General features: G+C 56.5%; 20 protein-coding genes and 1 pseudogene. 13 read left to right on the top strand and 8 right to left on the bottom strand.

The genetic code is table 11. The annotated features are described in order from the left end of the window. Positions 1 to 63: 63 nt before the first annotated feature. The 4 genes from B5525_RS14495 to B5525_RS43930 all read left to right on the top strand — a co-directional run bounded on the left by B5525_RS14495 (position 64) and on the right by B5525_RS43930 (position 5,083). On the top strand, positions 64 to 1,485 hold the full coding sequence (locus tag B5525_RS14495) for an SEFIR domain-containing protein (protein WP_172899877.1): 1,422 nt from the start codon (positions 64 to 66) through the stop codon (positions 1,483 to 1,485). A gap of 135 nt (positions 1,486 to 1,620) precedes the next feature. Beyond that, positions 1,621 to 1,929 carry a LysR substrate-binding domain-containing protein gene (locus tag B5525_RS14490; protein WP_079566606.1) on the top strand — a complete coding sequence of 103 codons (309 nt, stop codon included), beginning with the start codon at positions 1,621 to 1,623 and terminating at the stop codon, positions 1,927 to 1,929. Positions 1,930 to 2,385: 456 nt separating this feature from the next. Next, positions 2,386 to 4,356 carry an ice-binding family protein gene (locus B5525_RS14485; protein WP_079566605.1) on the top strand — a complete coding sequence of 657 codons (1,971 nt, stop codon included), beginning with the start codon at positions 2,386 to 2,388 and terminating at the stop codon, positions 4,354 to 4,356. A gap of 175 nt (positions 4,357 to 4,531) precedes the next feature. Then, positions 4,532 to 5,083, top strand: coding sequence for a hypothetical protein (locus tag B5525_RS43930; protein ID WP_154073223.1), 552 nt, complete (start codon positions 4,532 to 4,534; stop codon positions 5,081 to 5,083). 666 nt (positions 5,084 to 5,749) lie between these two features. Here B5525_RS43930 and B5525_RS14475 read toward each other — a convergent pair. Then, the gene (locus B5525_RS14475; protein WP_079566603.1) at positions 5,750 to 6,427 is read right to left on the bottom strand and encodes a Crp/Fnr family transcriptional regulator; all 678 of its coding nucleotides are present in this window, start codon (positions 6,425 to 6,427) and stop codon (positions 5,750 to 5,752) included. A gap of 37 nt (positions 6,428 to 6,464) precedes the next feature. On the opposite strand from B5525_RS14475, the gene B5525_RS43925 reads away from it, so the two are divergent. Then, a complete protein-coding gene (locus B5525_RS43925; RefSeq protein WP_154073222.1) occupies positions 6,465 to 6,752 on the top strand; it encodes a hypothetical protein in 288 nt (95 codons plus the stop codon). Between the two features lie 333 nt (positions 6,753 to 7,085). On the opposite strand, the pseudogene B5525_RS14465 reads toward B5525_RS43925, so the two are convergent. Further along, positions 7,086 to 8,169 (bottom strand): annotated as a pseudogene (locus tag B5525_RS14465) (IS630 family transposase). A 127-nt stretch (positions 8,170 to 8,296) separates the two neighbouring features. Between B5525_RS14465 and B5525_RS14460 the strand changes: the two are divergent. Then, a complete protein-coding gene (locus B5525_RS14460; protein WP_079566601.1) occupies positions 8,297 to 8,485 on the top strand; it encodes a hypothetical protein in 189 nt (62 codons plus the stop codon). A gap of 15 nt (positions 8,486 to 8,500) precedes the next feature. Here the strand turns inward: B5525_RS14460 and B5525_RS14455 are convergent, their stop codons facing one another. Next, complete coding sequence (locus B5525_RS14455) at positions 8,501 to 9,145, bottom strand: sensor histidine kinase (RefSeq protein WP_172899876.1); 645 nt, start codon at positions 9,143 to 9,145, stop codon at positions 8,501 to 8,503. A gap of 501 nt (positions 9,146 to 9,646) precedes the next feature. Between B5525_RS14455 and B5525_RS43920 the strand changes: the two genes are divergently transcribed. Beyond that, a complete protein-coding gene (locus B5525_RS43920; RefSeq protein ID WP_154073221.1) occupies positions 9,647 to 9,793 on the top strand; it encodes a hypothetical protein in 147 nt (48 codons plus the stop codon). Positions 9,794 to 9,933: 140 nt separating this feature from the next. After that, positions 9,934 to 10,179 carry a hypothetical protein gene (locus B5525_RS14450; protein ID WP_079566599.1) on the top strand — a complete coding sequence of 82 codons (246 nt, stop codon included), beginning with the start codon at positions 9,934 to 9,936 and terminating at the stop codon, positions 10,177 to 10,179. Positions 10,180 to 10,241: 62 nt separating this feature from the next. Here B5525_RS14450 and B5525_RS14445 read toward each other — a convergent pair whose 3' ends face one another. After that, the gene (locus B5525_RS14445; protein ID WP_154073816.1) at positions 10,242 to 10,499 is read right to left on the bottom strand and encodes a LexA family protein; all 258 of its coding nucleotides are present in this window, start codon (positions 10,497 to 10,499) and stop codon (positions 10,242 to 10,244) included. Between the two features lie 46 nt (positions 10,500 to 10,545). On the opposite strand from B5525_RS14445, the gene B5525_RS14440 reads away from it, so the two are divergent. The 5 genes from B5525_RS14440 to B5525_RS14420 all read left to right on the top strand — a co-directional run bounded on the left by B5525_RS14440 (position 10,546) and on the right by B5525_RS14420 (position 13,391). After that, entirely contained in the window at positions 10,546 to 11,685 is a 1,140-nt protein-coding gene (locus tag B5525_RS14440; RefSeq protein ID WP_079566206.1) for an IS630 family transposase, read from the top strand. Next, positions 11,675 to 11,935, top strand: coding sequence for a DNA-directed RNA polymerase subunit alpha C-terminal domain-containing protein (locus tag B5525_RS47805; protein WP_079566598.1), 261 nt, complete (start codon positions 11,675 to 11,677; stop codon positions 11,933 to 11,935). The genes B5525_RS14440 and B5525_RS47805 overlap by 11 nt, the downstream gene beginning before the upstream one ends. A gap of 200 nt (positions 11,936 to 12,135) precedes the next feature. Beyond that, a complete protein-coding gene (locus B5525_RS14430) occupies positions 12,136 to 12,321 on the top strand; it encodes a hypothetical protein (RefSeq protein WP_244567900.1) in 186 nt (61 codons plus the stop codon). A 551-nt stretch (positions 12,322 to 12,872) separates the two neighbouring features. Further along, a complete protein-coding gene (locus tag B5525_RS14425) occupies positions 12,873 to 13,145 on the top strand; it encodes a hypothetical protein (protein ID WP_079566597.1) in 273 nt (90 codons plus the stop codon). Positions 13,146 to 13,196: 51 nt separating this feature from the next. Next, the gene (locus B5525_RS14420; RefSeq protein ID WP_079566596.1) at positions 13,197 to 13,391 is read left to right on the top strand and encodes a hypothetical protein; all 195 of its coding nucleotides are present in this window, start codon (positions 13,197 to 13,199) and stop codon (positions 13,389 to 13,391) included. 446 nt (positions 13,392 to 13,837) lie between these two features. Here the strand turns inward: B5525_RS14420 and B5525_RS14415 are convergent, their stop codons facing one another. The 4 genes from B5525_RS14415 to B5525_RS46280 form a co-directional block, all read right to left on the bottom strand. Continuing rightward, on the bottom strand, positions 13,838 to 14,227 hold the full coding sequence (locus B5525_RS14415) for a hypothetical protein (protein ID WP_244567899.1): 390 nt from the start codon (positions 14,225 to 14,227) through the stop codon (positions 13,838 to 13,840). 87 nt (positions 14,228 to 14,314) lie between these two features. Then, on the bottom strand, positions 14,315 to 14,518 hold the full coding sequence (locus B5525_RS43915) for a hypothetical protein (RefSeq protein WP_154073220.1): 204 nt from the start codon (positions 14,516 to 14,518) through the stop codon (positions 14,315 to 14,317). 811 nt (positions 14,519 to 15,329) lie between these two features. Continuing rightward, complete coding sequence (locus B5525_RS45340) at positions 15,330 to 15,572, bottom strand: hypothetical protein (protein ID WP_172899775.1); 243 nt, start codon at positions 15,570 to 15,572, stop codon at positions 15,330 to 15,332. Then, positions 15,461 to 15,841, bottom strand: coding sequence for a hypothetical protein (locus tag B5525_RS46280; RefSeq protein ID WP_244568040.1), 381 nt, complete (start codon positions 15,839 to 15,841; stop codon positions 15,461 to 15,463). Before B5525_RS46280 ends, B5525_RS45340 begins: the two co-directional genes overlap by 112 nt. Positions 15,842 to 16,269: the final 428 nt, after the last annotated feature.

Genomic DNA, 16,269 nt, shown 5'->3' with positions numbered 1-16,269 from the left:
TCTATGAGACACTGTTCAACCACCGCTTGTTTAGTCGGGACCGATTGAATTCAGGAACGCTTGGTGACTCCTAAAGCCTTTATTTCGTACAGTTGGACCTCTCCCGCGCACGAGCAGTGGGTCATCAACCTCGCGACGCAGCTTGTCGAAAACGGCGTTGACGTCATTTTGGACAAATGGGATTTGCGGGAGGGCAACGATGCCGTCCAGTTCATGGAAGCAATGGTGACCAACCCGGAAGTCACCAAAGTGATCATTGTTTCGGATAACAAGTACGCGGAAAAAGCCAATAATAGGAAGGGCGGTGTCGGCACCGAATCCCAAATAATGTCGCCGGAAATCTATAGGAGAGCCGATCAAAGCAAGTTTGCGGCGGTGGTACCGGAGGTCGATGCTAACGGCGAACCCTACCTCCCCGCATTCCTGAGTTCACGAATCTATATTGATATGACCGAGAGCCGCTATGCAACAAACTTCGAGCAGTTGCTTCGTTGGCTCTTCGAGAAGCCCGCATATGTAAAGCCAGCACTCGGAAAGATGCCTTCGTTTTTAGATGACGAAGCGCCCAGCCCTACTAGAGCCAAAGCGAGACGAACAATCGAAGCGCTCAATACGTCGTCGCGTACAGCATCAGCATCCACCACCAACTACCTAGACTCTTTGGTGAGGGTTTTGGAGAGCTTTCAGGTTGATCCAAACCACGCTGATTTTCCGCAAGCTGTCATAGACAACATCGAGGCATTTCTCCCGTATCGAAATGAATTTATCGAATTTATGCTTGCGGCCGCGCCCGCGTCCGACACCGAGATTGCTAGGTCGCTGCAGCATTTTTTTGAGCGCATCATTCCGCTGATGTCGAGGCCAGAGGCTGTGTCTTCTTGGAAAGATTGGGATTTCGACAACTACGTCTTCATCGTGCATGAGCTATTTCTTTACGCTGTAGCGATCTTGCTCAAGCATGAGCGTTTCGAGACACTCGCTGATTTTCTGGATCTCAGATTTTACGTGAGTGACGAAAGGCACCATGACGAGTTCATGCATAACTTTTCTATCGTGTGGAAATCGATGAAAGCGCTTGGTCCCAAACAGAGCGAATTGCGACGAATTTCGCTACGAGGCGATTTTCTGGAACAGAGGAGCCACGCAAGCGGTTTGAAATTCGTCGACGTGATGGCCGCCGACTTCGTTCTTTTCTTGCGGTCGGCAATATTGGATGCCAACGACTATAGAGCATGGTATCCGGAGACACTGCTCTACGCTCAACGAACAAGAGGACCGTTCGAAATATTTGCACGCGCAGAATCGCGGTCCTATTTCGAACGCATGGCTCCGGTGGTTGCTTTTAAGAACAAGAATGTACTTGAAGAACTGATAGGGACGTTTTCCAGGGACGGAAAAGCTGGTCGATGGCTCCCACACTGGAATTATGAAGTTCTAAATATCGCCGGGCTATCAAATCTTTCCAAGCTTCAAACTCGGCCGTGAGCATCACTAAATCCGCAACTCCTCACGGATAATCCCGATGAAGATAGAGATTACTAAGGTGCCTGAAATTATCGAAGCATCGGGCGGCGGACAGTTGTCTATTGCAGTATAAGGGGTTTGCGGTCGCGGGGCGCCATGACGGTCGCGCCTGCACCGCTGTCCGCCAATGACATGAGCGTGCTGCTTGAGGCCGCCAAGACGCATCTCGGCATCGCGCTTTTGAGCAACTACGTAGCGCTCCCGAAGATCCGCAGAGGCTCCCTGGTGGTGCCGCTGCCCGACTTTCCCGTCCCGGACCTCTGGATCAAGGCGATGGTACCCATCGACCGCTTGAAGATGTCGCGGGTCAACGCGCTGCTGCGCTTCATCCGCAGCAAAGGAGGGGGCTCTGATTCCCTGGAAGCGCGATCCGTCCGGTCGACCGCAAAGTCAGCAAAAAAATGAATTCCGGCGGACGACCGACCTACCGTGTCACGCCACACAGCTCAGACTGGCGCTCGCTCCGGTAAGATCTACCGACGGCTCAAGCGCCTTCAAGGGCGAACTTTTCCCCCAGATGTACCGCGTGTAGCCTGACGATGTCTGCTCCAGAGGGTCGAACGGATAAGCCGCGCGAGCGGGGACACTTCCGTTTCCGACATCGACCGCTTTTTTGATCGTCTGTAACACCGGCAGGTAGCGCATTATGACCGGCGCGGGAATGCCAGACTCATGCTCCCAAATGGGCACGGAAGAGCGCGAGATCGCGCCCTACGTCTAGGTTCATCCGGATGAGCCGAGGCGAGCGCTCGCGCCATTTTCGCAACAGTTGCCGAAAAAGCTCTTGTACCACTGTTTTAACACAATGGAACCGCGATTCCGGGTCTAACGTTCCCGTGATTAAGAACCGGAGGAAACCCGATGTGTGCCAACGGTCATATGAGCAGGTTTTCGTTCGTCCCCGCGTGGGTGCGGACATCATCGGAAAAGCGGGCCGGAATTCGGGGCGCAGCGGCGGTGCTGGGCCTGATGGGAGCAACAGCCCTGACTTCTCCTGGCCATGCGCAGGCGCCGTCCCTGTTGACGGCGGGGAGCTTCGGAGTTCTGGCCGGCTCAACGGTCACCAACACAGGCTCGACAGTGATCACTGGAAATGTCGGCGTCAGCCCTGGCACCGCGATCACTGGGTTCCCCCCGGGCCTTGTAAACGGCGGGGTGATACATGCGGCCGATGCCGTTGCCCTTCAAGCTCAAATTGATAACACGAACGCTTTCAATGTTCTGGCAGGTAGGCCCATTACAACTAATCTGACAGGTCAGGACCTCGGAGGCAAAACGCTGGTAGCGGGCGTCTACGGTTTTAATACGTCAGCGCAATTGACTGGGAACCTCACGCTTAACGGGCAAGGCAACCCGAACTCAGTCTTCATCATCAACGTCGGAAGCACGCTGACCACTGCCAGCGGTTCGAGCATTTCGCTGATCAACGGTGCTCAGGGTGGCAATGTATTTTTCAGGGTTGGCAGTTCCGCAACGCTTGGCACGAGCACATCGTTCGTTGGGGATATTCTCGCACTGACGAGCATCACCCTTAATACCAGCGCTAAAATAATCTGCGGTGATGCTTTGGCACAAAACGGTGCGGTCACGTTGGATACCAACACCATCACAACATGCACGACGACCACGGCCTCGGCTTCGTCGGTGCTACCATCCTCGGCCACGGGCAATCAACGCGCGGTCGCAAATTCCATCGATACCTTTGTCAGAAACGGCGGTACGCTGCCGCCGGCATTCGCCAGCCTGCTCTCGTTCCTGCCACCCAGCCAACTGCAAAGCGCGTTCACGCAGCTTTCTGGAGAAGTCGGTACCGGCGCCGCGCAGGCAGGAACCCAGGCGATGAACTCATTCCTGTCGCTGGTGACCAATCCGTACGCCGAAAACCGCCCGTTCGCCCCGACCCGCCCCGTATCTCCGATGTACGTCAAGGCTGTCCCGGGTGCTGTCGCGTGGAACCCCGATCCTCGTCCTTGGGGCGTTTGGGCTGCGGCCTATGGTGGGCAAACCAATGCAAACGGTGACGCGTTGGGTGTTGGAAGCCACGACAGATCAGTGAGCGACGTCGGCTTTGCTACTGGCCTCGACTATCGGGTCACGCCCTACACGGTGGCCGGCTTCGCGCTTTCGGGCGGGGCTACCCGCTATGGCTTGTCGGAAGGTCTAGGCAGCGGACGCAGCGACATGTTCCAGGCGGCCATCTACAGCACGACGCGTGTAGATGCGGCCTATGTCTCGGCCGCAATCGCCTACGGCTTTCATCAGTTTAACACCGACCGGTTCGTGACCGTGGCGGGTGCCGACCATCTCGCCGCCGATTTCTCCGCCAATGACATTGGTGGCCGGCTCGAAGGCGGATATCGCTTCGCCATTCCGAACGTGGGTTGGCCGGGTCAGTCCGGGTTCACTCCCTATGCCGCCGTGCAGGTGCAGGCCTTCCGAACTCCGTCCTACAGTGAAACTGCGCTCTCGGGCTCGTCGGTTTTCGCACTTTCCTACGACGCCAGGACGATCACCACGACCCGCACGGAGCTTGGCACCTGGCTCGACTGGAGCATTCCGGTTGACTACGGCACCAGACTGACCCTGCTTGGCCGTGCCGCCTGGGCTCACGACAATTGGTCCGCGCCGAACATCACCGCCGGGTTCCAGGCGCTGCCCGGATCAATCTTCGTCGTGACGGGTGCAGCGCCGGCCACCGATTTGGCACTTGCGTCGGCTGGGGCGGAGATCGGGTTCAGGAACGGGTTTTCGGTCGGCGCGCGGTTCGACGGTGAATTCGCCGAGAACTCACGGAAATACTCCGGTCTGGGCTGGCTGCGTTATACTTTTTGAATCAACCTAAGACCTGACCGTACTGAGCCCGACGCCATCCGTCGAGCAACACAGTTGGCGGGGCGGATCAGTATTTTTGCAGGACCATTAGACCCGCCCCAGTACTCGCGCCGTCTTTATTACTTGATGCAAGTCCTTCTCAGGTCAAAGCTGTTTGTGCTGATGCCCGTGTCGGATGTGCCGTACCGATAAAATTGCGAAGTCTTCTCAAAATTGGTCGGGCATCGGTATATCGCGCTCTCCTATCTGCGCCGTGAGGCAGTATGAAATGGTGTTTGGCTGGTTCAAATCCGAGCAGCGCAAGCGGCGAAGGAAGGTTAGGCTTGATCGCAAACACCTTGAAGCAAGGGCGCGGCGCTTCCTGAAAAATTATCTAAACGCCGATGAAGCGCAAAAGCCTCATTTTTATCGAGCGGTCGAAGAGGCGTCTAGGCAATGCCAGCCAGCAGAATTAGGTTTACCTCCTCCCGAATTAGAAGATGCTCAAATTGCCGAACTCACTTCCGGCGCAGCTTTGAAAATGGTCTTGGCGCGTGAAGAGCGGGGCGCGCCTGAAAAGGATGACCGAATTGCCGACTTCGTCACCGACGCCTGCGCTACCGTAGGCATCGCATACCACCGCGCAGCAGGCGCCTACACGATGGACAAAGAGATGCAGGAATTGGGGACTGCGGCTGTTCACCTTCTCACCATGGCAACGTCATACATGAGGACGCACATAGAATGATGAGACAAACGAAGTGAACCCTATCGGTTTCGAAGCCGTTCGGCGGATCGTTCGGGTTGCTCTCCATGGGCTCTAGTACAAAGTTCAGGATTTTGGACGTATGACCGGCGACCAATCCAGACTCCTAAAGCCACTCGATCGCGTTTGCTCGGGTGTCACTACGACCGATTTGGGCACCGTTATTGAAACCGATTGTGCAGGCGTTTCAAAAGATTGGGACAACGGTCAAACGACTGCACACGTCGCCATGGAAGAATCACAAGTGTGGAGCACTCGCTCCCCGCAACCGGTCCACAAACCAAAATGCCCAAATTGCAACGAAGGAGAGAACGAAAATCCCTCCGCACGCAAGGAAAGTTGATGCATAACTTGTGCTCATAACATCCTCCGTTGTCCTCGCTCACCGGTGTCAGTGAATTCGGTGCGTTCGGCTAAGAGCTGTCGATAGTGCACCGGGTTTTCGCGGTAGACGAAGCAATCCATACCAGACGGAAGCGCTACCGAACTTTCAGCCACCGAAAGATGCCATGGACAGGGCGGTGACATAGACATCATGCGCGCTGGCGATCCGAACCTTCTGATCAAAACTGCTCACAAGGCTCTAAATGTTTTTGGTAGCCGAAGTTGGGCCCGCCGCGCTGGGCCGTCACTTCTGGGGGATTGCTTCTAGTCACGCTCTTTTAGCAGGGGCTTCTCATGTAAAACCGCGCTTAACAGCGAATTGTGAACCTCGATGTGTCCGTTGTAGCTGATGAGACCAAGCATGCGAAACTTGTTCATGAAATGGCTGACTCGGGATCGAGTGGTGCCGATCATCTCCGCCAATGTTTCCTGACTAATGTTTGGACTGATCGGCTGCGGGCTGCCTTCCTTGCCGAAATTCGCGAGCAGCAACAGCAACCGAGCAAGCCGCCGCTCGCTCGAATTGAATAGTTGATCGATCAGATCCTCTTCAATCCGGCTGTTCCGGGTCAGAAGATACGCCATGAATAACTCCGAAAATTGCGGCTCGTCGTGGATTGCGGCAACCATCGCGGCTTTCGTGATTGCCGTGATCAGGCAATCCTCCATCGCCGTCGTCGTCGAGATGCGTTGCTTGTGGCCATTCATGCAGCCTTCACCAAAGAACTGCCCGGGCTCTAGGATCGCGACGACGGCTTCCTTGCCCTGCTCGGACAGGACAGTAAGCTTGACCTTGCCTTTTTGAATGTAAAACACCGTGTCGGCGACATCGCCTTGCTCGAACACGTGCTGGTTCTTATGGAATTCCAACACCCGCTTTCCCGCGCCCACTTTGGCAAGAAAGTCCTTAGGGTCAAACATGTCCTTGTCTGGCTTCTCCACGGGAGCCTCCTTAGCCCCGGCGGGTGGCTAGACCCTCTTGATAGTCCTCAAGGACGAGGGGCTTGCGATCCATGCTGATGGTGAAGCCTACGGCGACGAGGACCATCCTGCACGAATTGATCAACCGGAGCCGCGCCACGAGTTCTTGCTGGGTGGTGATCTCGTCGTTGATATGCGCGGCGCAGTCGATCAAATCGGAAGCGGCATTCTCAAAGCAGCGATATTCGAGCTGATCGTGCGACAACTTGCCCTCCTGCCAAACCACCCACGTCAGAACAACGCTGACGGAGTCAACGCCAAAAACATTCCCAAAATGATTGCCTGAAGCGTGGTCATTTGCGGTCACTCGGGAAAAGAACCGGCTTACAATCGAATTCTGGAACTTCGGAAAAGTACAGTCCGAATGCACGAATTGCGTCAGTGACACTTTCTTTTACGAGGTTTCAGCGTGCCCCATGTCAATACCTCCAAAACGATTGCGTCATGACCGGAAAGCACTTCGCGCTTGATGGTGTAACTCATTAGGCATCCTGACGCGCCGGAGCCATCGGCCGCCCGCGATTCAATTTTACTTCCTTGAAGTCCTTCGAACGATGCCGTGGCACGGGTGCCGCGCGGAAAACCGTTCAATAGTTCTGAACCAAACGTTCGTGGCATTTTAAATCTTGGGAGGCAAGTTGTAAGCGCAGAAGCGTTCGATCGAGCGGAGAATGTCGTCGGCTGATTTGGTCCATCGGAACGGCCTCGGGTCTGCGTTGTGATGTTCGATGAAGGACGTAATCTCGGCGCGTAGCGCCGCCACACTGCGATAGATGCCGCGCCTGATCTTGCGCTCGGTGATGAGCGCAAAGAAGCGTTCGACCTGATTGAGCCAGGATGAACTGGTTGGCGTCAGGTGGACGTGCCAGCGCGGCCTCTTTGCCAGCCAGTTGCGGATCAACGGCGTCTTATGGGTTGCGTAATTGTCCATGACGAGATGGACGTCCAGATCATCTGGAACAGCGGCTTCGATCTCATCGAGAAACTTGCGGAACTCTTTGGCGCGATGGCGCCCGTAACACTTGCCGATGACCCGGCCGGTTGCGATGTCGAGGGCGGCAAACAGCGATGTGGTGCCGTGGCGCTTGTAGTCGTGGCTACGGCGCGCCGCCTGGCCCGGTCGCATGGGCAGCATCGGCTGGCTGCGGTCCAGCGCCTGGATCTGCGACTTCTCGTCGACACACAGTACGATGGCGCGCTCGGGCGGCGCTACGTAGAGGCCGACGACGTCGCGAACCTTGGCGACGAAGTCGGGATCGGTTGAGAGCTTGAAGGTCTCCAACCGATGCGGCTGCAGGCCGAACGCGCGCCAGATCCGCTGTACTGTCGAGACCGACAGCCCGCTGGCCCGCGCCATGCCGCGCGAACTCCAGTGGGTGGCGACGGGGGGCTGGGTCTCAAGGGTGCGGACGATCACCGCCTCGATCCGGGTATCCTCGATCGTTCGCGGCGTCCCCGATCGCGGCTCGTCCCAAAGACCTTCAAGCCGACGCTCGGAGAACCGTGGCCGCCACTTGCCAACCGTGTCGGGATCGACAGCCAGACGGGCCGCCACAAACCTTGCTCTGCTCGCCGTCAGCACAGGCCAAAATGATCCGGGCGCGCAGCGCCAAGGCCTGCGCAGTGCTCCGGCGCGACGCCAGCGACGTCAACTCAGCGCGTTCCACCTCATCCAGCCCCAGCGGAGCAAAGCGTCGCCCCATCGCCAATCCTCCCCAAAATCTGGAGAGTCCGCTATCATCGAGTGGAGTCCGCCGAACTTCTGATTCAGGACACTAGACCGTCTTCGGCGCAACGCCCATTTTCGTTCAAGGAACCGTGAAGCTCGCAATGACCGATCAGGAATTGGTTCTCTCCGCACTGCGTCAGGTCGGTTTGATTATCGCTGAACACCTAGAGTTGGGGATGACTGATGCCGATGAGGTCATCACCCGATTGGTTGCAGTGCTGGACACCAACGAACTGGCCGAAGCGATCAATCGGTTAGAGCGCGGATTTGGGCTGCGGGTGATAAAGTAACAACTTGCTCGTGATTCATCGGCGCTGGCCGAGGTAAGGGTCGAACTCATTTCGCCCTATCGGGAACGTGAGGACGAACTCTACGCCGGGGGCATGTCGGCGAATTACAAGTTTACCGCCTAGCTGTGCGGCGAATGCATTTATCAGCCTCATCCCCAAGCCCTTATGGGAGGTGGATTCGAAGTTCGGAGGCAATCCTATTCCCTTATCTCGCACGGAAACCGATATTTTTGCATCGGCCCGAACAACCTCGATCCACACTTCGCATTTGGAGTTAGGATGTCCGTATTTCGCAGAGTTCGTAATCAATTCGTTCACTAATAGGGCCACCGGAATAGCCTGATCCGGGGGGACTTCTATTCCAGCCGCTGTACTCACATGCAGATGACAGTTGGGCATGGATTTGGAAAAGCTTTGACAGATATCTTCGAGGTAAGGACCAAGTTCAATTTTCTCGAACATCTCCGTCTGGTAAAGTCGCTGGTGGGCGCGGGCGATAGCGGTGATGCGATGCGACGCTTCGTCAAGATGAACCTTAACGTCATCTTCGACGGTCGCGGCTTTCAAGTGAAGCATACTTGCCACCAGCGCCAGGCTGTTATTGACGCGATGATTTACTTCTTTAAGAAGAAGTTGGTTGCGATCACTCGCAGTCCGCACAGAACGGACGCTCGCTAGTGGGTTTTCCATGAAAAAACGAGGGAACCGAACGATTGAGCATGACACGCTTCCCTGGTTGGGTGGGAGCGCGACACTCTCAGTCACCGATAGATGCCGGGACGGTGCGGTGATGTAGTCATCATTTGCTTCGGGATTCCCGAGTTCTGATCAATATTGCTCACATTCACAGATTTTTATGGAGGTGGCTCACACCGCAGGCGGAACGCTTGCGCGTATTAGACATTGGCTCAATTGGAGGTGGCCGATTTCATGCTGAAAATCGCGATGCCTCTATCGGAGTACACCATGAACATCTTCTACATCATCGGCGTCATCGTCGTCGTTCTCTTTGTCGCAAGCCTTATCGGGCTGCACGCTTGAACAAATCGGCACACGCTTTACGTTTTACTGGGTGCAACTGAGTTTTTGCAGCCCAAAATGTCGCACTAAGAATATGAACCATTGCGCTGCTTTCTTGTCTAACCGAGAGGGAGTGTCGCCATGGATGAAAAGAGCGACCGAGAAGAGCTGCAGCGGCGGCTGGGACAGGCCAAGCGGATGGCTGCCGTCCCTAGCGACCCCGTTACCATGGAGCGCCTGCAAAAGCTGGTGCAGCAGTTGGAAGAGCAGCTTCGGAAATCGAAGTAGGCACGCGCAAGCCTTGGAACGCCCGAAGAACGTGCTCAACGCAAGCACCGACTGACTAAGGGGCCTCCTAAATTTCGGGAGGATCGGGTCGATCTGCCAAACCGAAACGCTGATCTACCGAGCGCCGGGAGGAGAGAGAAATGTCCAAAAAGCCAAAGATCGAGCACGACTATGATGCGGGCAAGGACAAGCTGACCATAACCATTCACCGATATTCCCTGAAAAGCAAAAAGACTCGAGATGCCATTATGGAAAGGCTTATGGCGAATCTCGAAAGCAAGCCGGATCATCTCGTCGCCGGCGCCAAGAAGAAATCAACAAAGGGAACCGGCAAAAAGCTACCTGGCCTACAAAAGGCATCCAGATTGATTGAGATTGGCGACTGAAGGGGAAATGAGCGAACCGACTAGTACCGCTGCACGGTGAATTTGACGGGTTGAATACTGGATCAAAGTAGCTCGGGAAGCTGCTGAGGATCAACGAGGAGTTCGATACTGCGGGCGACCCTCGGCTGCCGTCTGATGAAACCTGCCCGTTCGAGCGTCAGCACCATCTGATGAACGGATGGTGGGCTGACGCGAAAATATTCTTGCATGTCGGCTTCCGCCGGCGGCCTGCGATGCAGCCGCGTGTAGAGGTGGATAAACGCCAGATACTGCCCTTGCTTGGGCGTGAAGTTTTTTGCAGCGGGACTCACGCCGGCCATCCGATTCAGCTGTTCGTCCAAGCCTCACACGAGCGAGGAGGCAGGGATGAATGTACGCTATCGGGTCGAACTGAGCCAAACCGAGCGGGCAGAACTCACAGCGCTTTTGAGTGGCGGCAAGCACGCCGCGCGCAAGCTCAAGCGAGCGCAGATTTTACTGGCTGCCGATGCAGGCGCGAGCGACGAAGCAATCGCCACCGGTGTCGGCGCAAGCGGCTCGACTATCTACCGGACCAAGCGCCGCTTCGTGCTCGGCAACCTGGAGGCGGCGCTGAGCGAGGAGCCGCGCCCCGGAGCGGCCCGCAAGCTCTCAGGGAAGGAGGAAGCCCTGCTGGTTGCGACGGCCTGTTCGAGCCCACCCAAAGGCCGGGCGCGTTGGACCCTGGAACTCCTGGCGGGCGAGTTGGTCAGGCTCACCGAGCACGACGACATCTCCCGAGAGACTGTGCGCCGGCGCCTGGCTGAAAACGACCTCAAGCCCTGGCGCAAGGACATGTGGTGCATTCCGCAGGTCGACGGCGAGTACGTCGCCCGCATGGAGGATGTGCTCGACCTTTATGCCGAACAGCCCGATTCGAAGCGCCCGGTGGTCTGCTTCGACGAGAGCCCAACCCAGCTCATCGGCGAAGTCCGCCAGCCGATCCCAGCCGCGCCGGGCCAACTTGAGCGCTACGATTGTGAGTACAAGCGCAATGGCACGGTCAACCTGTTCATCTTCCTCGACGTGCACCGGCCCTGGCGCAAGGTCAAAGTCACTGACAGCCGCGCTGCGGTCGACTTCGCCGCCTGCATGCGCGAACTCGCCAATGTTCACTTCCCAAAGGCAGAGCGCATCCGGGTCGTGTTGGACAATCTATCGACCCACTCAGTCGGCGCGCTTTACCAAGCCTTCCCGCCGGCCGAGGCGCGACGCATCTTGCGCCGGCTGGAGTTCCACTACGTCCCCAAGCACGCCAGCTGGCTGAATATGGTGGAGATCGAGATTGGCGTGCTGCGCAGTCAGTGTCTGGACAGACGCATCGACAACCGGCAACAACTCGTATCCGAGATCGCCGCCTGGGAGCGGCAGCGCAACGCTTCACGCGCCCGCATCAAATGGATGTTCACAACCGAGAAAGCCCGCGCCAAAATGGGCCGTGCCTATCCCTCGGAAGGCTCTAAAACGCCCTCGCCCAATGAATCATAATCACTGTGCGGTACTACTAGGCTCCAGCCAACGCCCGAGCTACCGGACGGACGATACCCCGCTCGATAATGTTGAACTGCCGTTGCGGATCCGGAACGTGTTGACGGCCGCCGGCCTAAACACCGTCGGCGAGGTTCGCGAGGCGTTTGACGAAACGTTGGTGAGCTTACCAAATCTCGGGCGGCGCTCAGTTGCGCACCTTAGAGAAACGCTGGGCCTGCCGTCGACGGATGGCGTGCGGCCGGGCTGAAGGAATAGGACAGCATCGCTGTTGCTGTTTAGTTGCATGCCAGGCAACTACCGCACCTCAGGCGATGAAGATCGAGAAAAGCTCTCCCGACGCTGATGGACATCATTCAATATCGGTGCGGGCGGTGCGACAGAATTGAGAGTGTGCGACTATTCCGCCGAACCCGAGATGCGCTGGGCTGAAACGCGCAGAGAGACGGAATGCCGAAAGACCCCTTCATCTGTGAGAAGTTCACCAAGGAACGCTCGGCCGCTAGAAAACTGGCCGCGGAATACTTCGAGCGCTTCCCGAAGGAAAGATACCAAACCGAGATCGAGAACTGGCGCAACCTGCAATCGGCCAAATATCGAGTTCACCATGAAGCGGCTGCGCGATCCGATCGATGACGACGACAGTGGCGGCGGCTGACGGAAGCGGCCGGATGCTGGGCTGCGAACCGCCGTGGAAACGAAAAGCCCGGCATCGCAGCCGGGCTGATCGCAAGTATCTTCCAAGATGGCAATGCGGCAAAGTTAATCGACGACGAGCCTCGCCGTCGGTTCACTAAGTAACGTTGGAACGAGATTGCATCGCGTGAAGCGTGGTCGAAGTCGTTTCCCTCTTCACGGCAGGGCCACAATGCTCAGCTTGGCCTATGGCAGCAGATGTCGCCGTATCCAATGAGGGCTATGGCTCTGGGCACGAGATGCGGTTTAGGTGGTGCCGTCGCGCTCAGTCGCACCGGTGATCCAGCGACCGGCGATTTCCGCGATGCATCCGTGTTGCGAAAGTTCGGCGATGGGCCCGATGAGCCCGTTGTGACGCTCGCATTAAACTGTCGCTTTCAGCGCGTTGGCCGCCCGCTTCATTTCGGTACGCCCGAGTTCTTTGGAGGAACTTTGGCCGATTAGGAAAGTTCTTCGTTGTCGGCAATCAGGCCGATGTGGAGGACGAAAGAATGATTTCCAAGGTGGTTAGTGCTGCGGCTGTAGCCGCACTTATGTTCGCTGCTGCTCCCGCGTCAGCGATGAAGATGGCGTCCTGCAATCAAAAGAACATGGATAAGGCAGACGCCATGCTCATGAAGATGCCGGATGGTGAGAATAAAACGATGGGCATGCAGGAAATGACTTCTGCAAAATCCTCGATGTCGCAAAAAGATATGCCCGGATGTCAAGATCACATGAACAAGGCCATGAAGATGGGAATGATGAAGTCGAAGAAAAAGTAACTCGAAAGGGCCGGTACTACAGGCCTTTCAATTTGAGCAAAGGATATAACAATGTCGCGCCACAACGAAATGCCGCCCGTACCGCCTGCTAATCGCAGTCCTAAAGGAACAGGGGATCATACTGACGTTAACAAGGACGCGGCAAAGGTTAAAGGTGAAGTGAACACTGCAGAACAGGGTGAGACCGCCAACATCAAACAAAACACGACCAACGCCGGATTTTTTAAGGGACGGCGGGTAAAGTAAGGGCCGGTTGATCTAGCCGGCCCTTGTATTCAATTACTTCTGTTGCTGGCTCTTTGAGTGAGCTTGATGTTGGTTGGCGGTCTGCTGCTTCGCACTCTGAGCATGTTCTTTACTATTATCGAACTGATCTATCGCCCATTCCTGAAGGCCGGCGGCAGCCCCGACGAAATACAAGGCCGGTCTTGACGTCGCCAGCGCCAAGGGCCAGCTGTGGCGGCACGAATCCTTCACCGAGGCCGGTGCCGAGATGTTCGCCTAATGGCGGCGACGGGATGGAAATGGCGTATTTGACAGAACTGCAAGAGGGGGCAAGATCCTCGGATGAAATCCTCTCAAACGGCAGGCTGGCTCTAGAGCGAATTGCGCGCGCCAACGTAAGGCAGGGCGTCATTCTTCGGCTTTGATACCGCCCGCCGGCGGGCTTTGGCCGGGGAGTATCCCAAGTCTCAAGCGAGCCTCAGCGTGAGTTGGCGAACCGGGTCTATGTGGCGGTCCACGAAGTCGCTGACATGCTCAGGCACGGAAACCCCTTCGATATCGCATAGTGTTTGGATTTCGATGGCAATCGCTTCCGAAACATCGTCCGACCAATGCTCAAGCGTGTTGAAGGCGATAACGCGGACTGGATCATTGAATTGGCCGGTTAAGCAATCGGCGATGATGGTTTCGAAGTCCGTCCGCTCGACCTCGGTTTCGCGGTAGACGGTGCCACTTGCGCTAAAGCTGTTCACAACGAGGTAAACGGTCTGATCGGCCCCATAGGGCACGAGCTTCGACACAAGCGCAAGCTGGCGGCACTTCTCGACTTGATCGCGTAGTCGTTCGACCTCGGACATCCTGCATCCATTTCGGCGCTGGTCTAGAGAACCAGCTATTCTGAAAGGCCCTTCAAACTTTGCAATCCTGCGGGTATCGATTGCCCGTCAGCCAGCTACCTGCATCCAGCCGCAGGCTCTTTCGCCATCAGCCAATTGTTCATGTCTGCGGCAATGCGAAGTTGTCCGGCTTTTCTGAGGGCTTCGGATCTCTTCAATCCCGGGCGGCAACTTTTTGGCCTGCCCCAGAGCCTCGGATGCTCGGCCATCCCAATCGTGGTCATCGAGATCGATGGGCGTCAATGGTTTCATGTCATCGTCCTTGCGGAGGCGGTCTCAGGTCGCTGCGCTCCCAACCGATAGCATCGGACTTCATCGGGTCGGCGTTTACCTGCACCTCATGGATAAGGCCGCACTTACACCGCACGGTCCAGTGCTCGAACCCGGAGCGTGCTGAGGTGATATGGTGGATCTCCATGCGCGACTGGCATTTGGGACAACGAGGCCGCGCCGCCATGGGAAGCGATAAAGCGGGCGTTTGTGGATCGGGCACAGATGCCTCTCCTAAAATCTGGCAGGTACACGACCGAACTCTCTGTCACCAATGAATGCCGGAACGGTGCGGAGATCGTAGCAGTATGCCGATTATGCACTTTGCGTCTTTGCAGTGTGAGACGCTGGTCGATATTGCTCACATTCGAGGATTTGACCGAATTCGCCGAATTTGAGCCGCGAAATGCTGCAGTCACCAAATGCTTGGTGCGATGAAAAGGTCCCACACACGCGAGTCAGTTTGTGACCAATTCGCGCAAACTAAGTGAGCTGGTTTGACCAGGCTGCCGTTTAACTATCGCCTCTCGCGGGTCCTCTTCCCAGACGTTGGCCCCGCCGTTCTCAATAGGACGAGACACGTTTGCAGAATGCAAACAAAGCTGTGATCCGGAGGTTTTCCGCAAGTTGCAATTTGCGGGCGCGGCGGCCGCGAAAGGTGGTCAATTTTATACAAAATCACATTTCGTAGTAGGTGCTCTTGCTGAACGGTATTGGCAATTGAGCGACCTCACTGCTTCGGCGCTAACCGGAACATTCGTCCTAGCAAGGGATTGACTCCAGAGTTTCACATTTATAGGAGCACGCAATGATTAAGTACGCAGTAGCAGTAGCCGCCGTGGTGGGTATTTGCAGCGCAATTCCTGCTGGAGCGGAAGAATTCGGAATCGGTGTAGGTCCTCATGGCGTGACCGTGGGTGAAGGTCATGGTGATCGCGATCGTGACCGTGAACACTTTCGGGATCGGGACCGCCGGGATCGTGACGAAACGGTTATCATTAGGAAGGACCGTGACCACGACCCAGACAGAGACCACGACCGTCGCCCGGTTGTTATCGACCGCGATTGATCAATAATTGCGAAACACAGGCGGCCTTCCTCGGGGAGGCCGCTTGTGTTTTGTCGTCTCAAAGTAGGCGGAACAAAAGTCTCACTACTCGGGACGTCCTCGTCCGTCGCCGATCCGGCGATGATCGCGTCCTCGCCATGTTTCCAGTTAACCGGGGTTGCGATCTTTTGCTCGGCCTTGAAATTCCGTCGACGCTGCTTGCCCGCGCTGACGAGATGATCGAATGAGCTGCCCATTTCCGTTTGTGACAGATTTGTTGCAAAAATCGGCTGCCGTCGATTAGGCCGTTGTGCCGCTCCGTTGGAGCGGCTGCTTAATGCACCGCCTCTGACGTGCATTGTGTAGCGTTGGGAGTTACGTAAAGAACGTTGGAGGCAGCGCGTCAAAGCCGTGCTGCCAGGCGACGGATCGTGTCGCAAGGCAGGCAAGGCAACGCAAGGCTTGGTTATGTCTTGGCACAACGGGGGATCGACGCTACGAGCCATTCGGATCGCTCCCAGGTGGCTCGCTTGCGTCAGGAGCAAGTTCGAGATGCTATGCGCTCTACGGAAATATCGGACGCCGACGAGCCCACGGATCGTGACTACCTGCGCGAGCTGGCTTTCCAGCAGATCTGTTTACCCCGAGACACGGTTAGCGCGCCCCCCAAACCATCATCGGCGGC

Source organism: Bradyrhizobium erythrophlei, assembly GCF_900129505.1.
GTDB lineage: Bacteria > Pseudomonadota > Alphaproteobacteria > Rhizobiales > Xanthobacteraceae > Bradyrhizobium > Bradyrhizobium erythrophlei_D.
Note: the sequence above shows the minus strand (reverse complement) of the source record. Positions and strands in the feature narration are given on the sequence as shown.

Excerpts from the sequence above, each read along its gene's own strand:
- B5525_RS14490 (WP_079566606.1), top strand. The coding sequence starts at position 1,621 with ATGACGGTCGCGCCTGCACCGCTGTCCGCCAATGACATGAGCGTGCTG.
- B5525_RS14485 (WP_079566605.1), top strand. The coding sequence starts at position 2,386 with ATGTGTGCCAACGGTCATATGAGCAGGTTTTCGTTCGTCCCCGCGTGG.
- B5525_RS43930 (WP_154073223.1), top strand. The coding sequence starts at position 4,532 with ATGTGCCGTACCGATAAAATTGCGAAGTCTTCTCAAAATTGGTCGGGC.
- B5525_RS14460 (WP_079566601.1), top strand. The coding sequence starts at position 8,297 with ATGACCGATCAGGAATTGGTTCTCTCCGCACTGCGTCAGGTCGGTTTG.
- B5525_RS43920 (WP_154073221.1), top strand. The coding sequence starts at position 9,647 with ATGGATGAAAAGAGCGACCGAGAAGAGCTGCAGCGGCGGCTGGGACAG.
- B5525_RS14450 (WP_079566599.1), top strand. The coding sequence starts at position 9,934 with ATGTCCAAAAAGCCAAAGATCGAGCACGACTATGATGCGGGCAAGGAC.
- B5525_RS14445 (WP_154073816.1), bottom strand. The coding sequence starts at position 10,499 with ATGGCCGGCGTGAGTCCCGCTGCAAAAAACTTCACGCCCAAGCAAGGG.
- B5525_RS14440 (WP_079566206.1), top strand. The coding sequence starts at position 10,546 with ATGAATGTACGCTATCGGGTCGAACTGAGCCAAACCGAGCGGGCAGAA.
- B5525_RS47805 (WP_079566598.1), top strand. The coding sequence starts at position 11,675 with ATGAATCATAATCACTGTGCGGTACTACTAGGCTCCAGCCAACGCCCG.
- B5525_RS14430 (WP_244567900.1), top strand. The coding sequence starts at position 12,136 with ATGCCGAAAGACCCCTTCATCTGTGAGAAGTTCACCAAGGAACGCTCG.
- B5525_RS14425 (WP_079566597.1), top strand. The coding sequence starts at position 12,873 with ATGATTTCCAAGGTGGTTAGTGCTGCGGCTGTAGCCGCACTTATGTTC.
- B5525_RS14420 (WP_079566596.1), top strand. The coding sequence starts at position 13,197 with ATGTCGCGCCACAACGAAATGCCGCCCGTACCGCCTGCTAATCGCAGT.
- B5525_RS14415 (WP_244567899.1), bottom strand. The coding sequence starts at position 14,227 with ATGTCCGAGGTCGAACGACTACGCGATCAAGTCGAGAAGTGCCGCCAG.
- B5525_RS43915 (WP_154073220.1), bottom strand. The coding sequence starts at position 14,518 with ATGAAACCATTGACGCCCATCGATCTCGATGACCACGATTGGGATGGC.
- B5525_RS46280 (WP_244568040.1), bottom strand. The coding sequence starts at position 15,841 with ATGGGCAGCTCATTCGATCATCTCGTCAGCGCGGGCAAGCAGCGTCGA.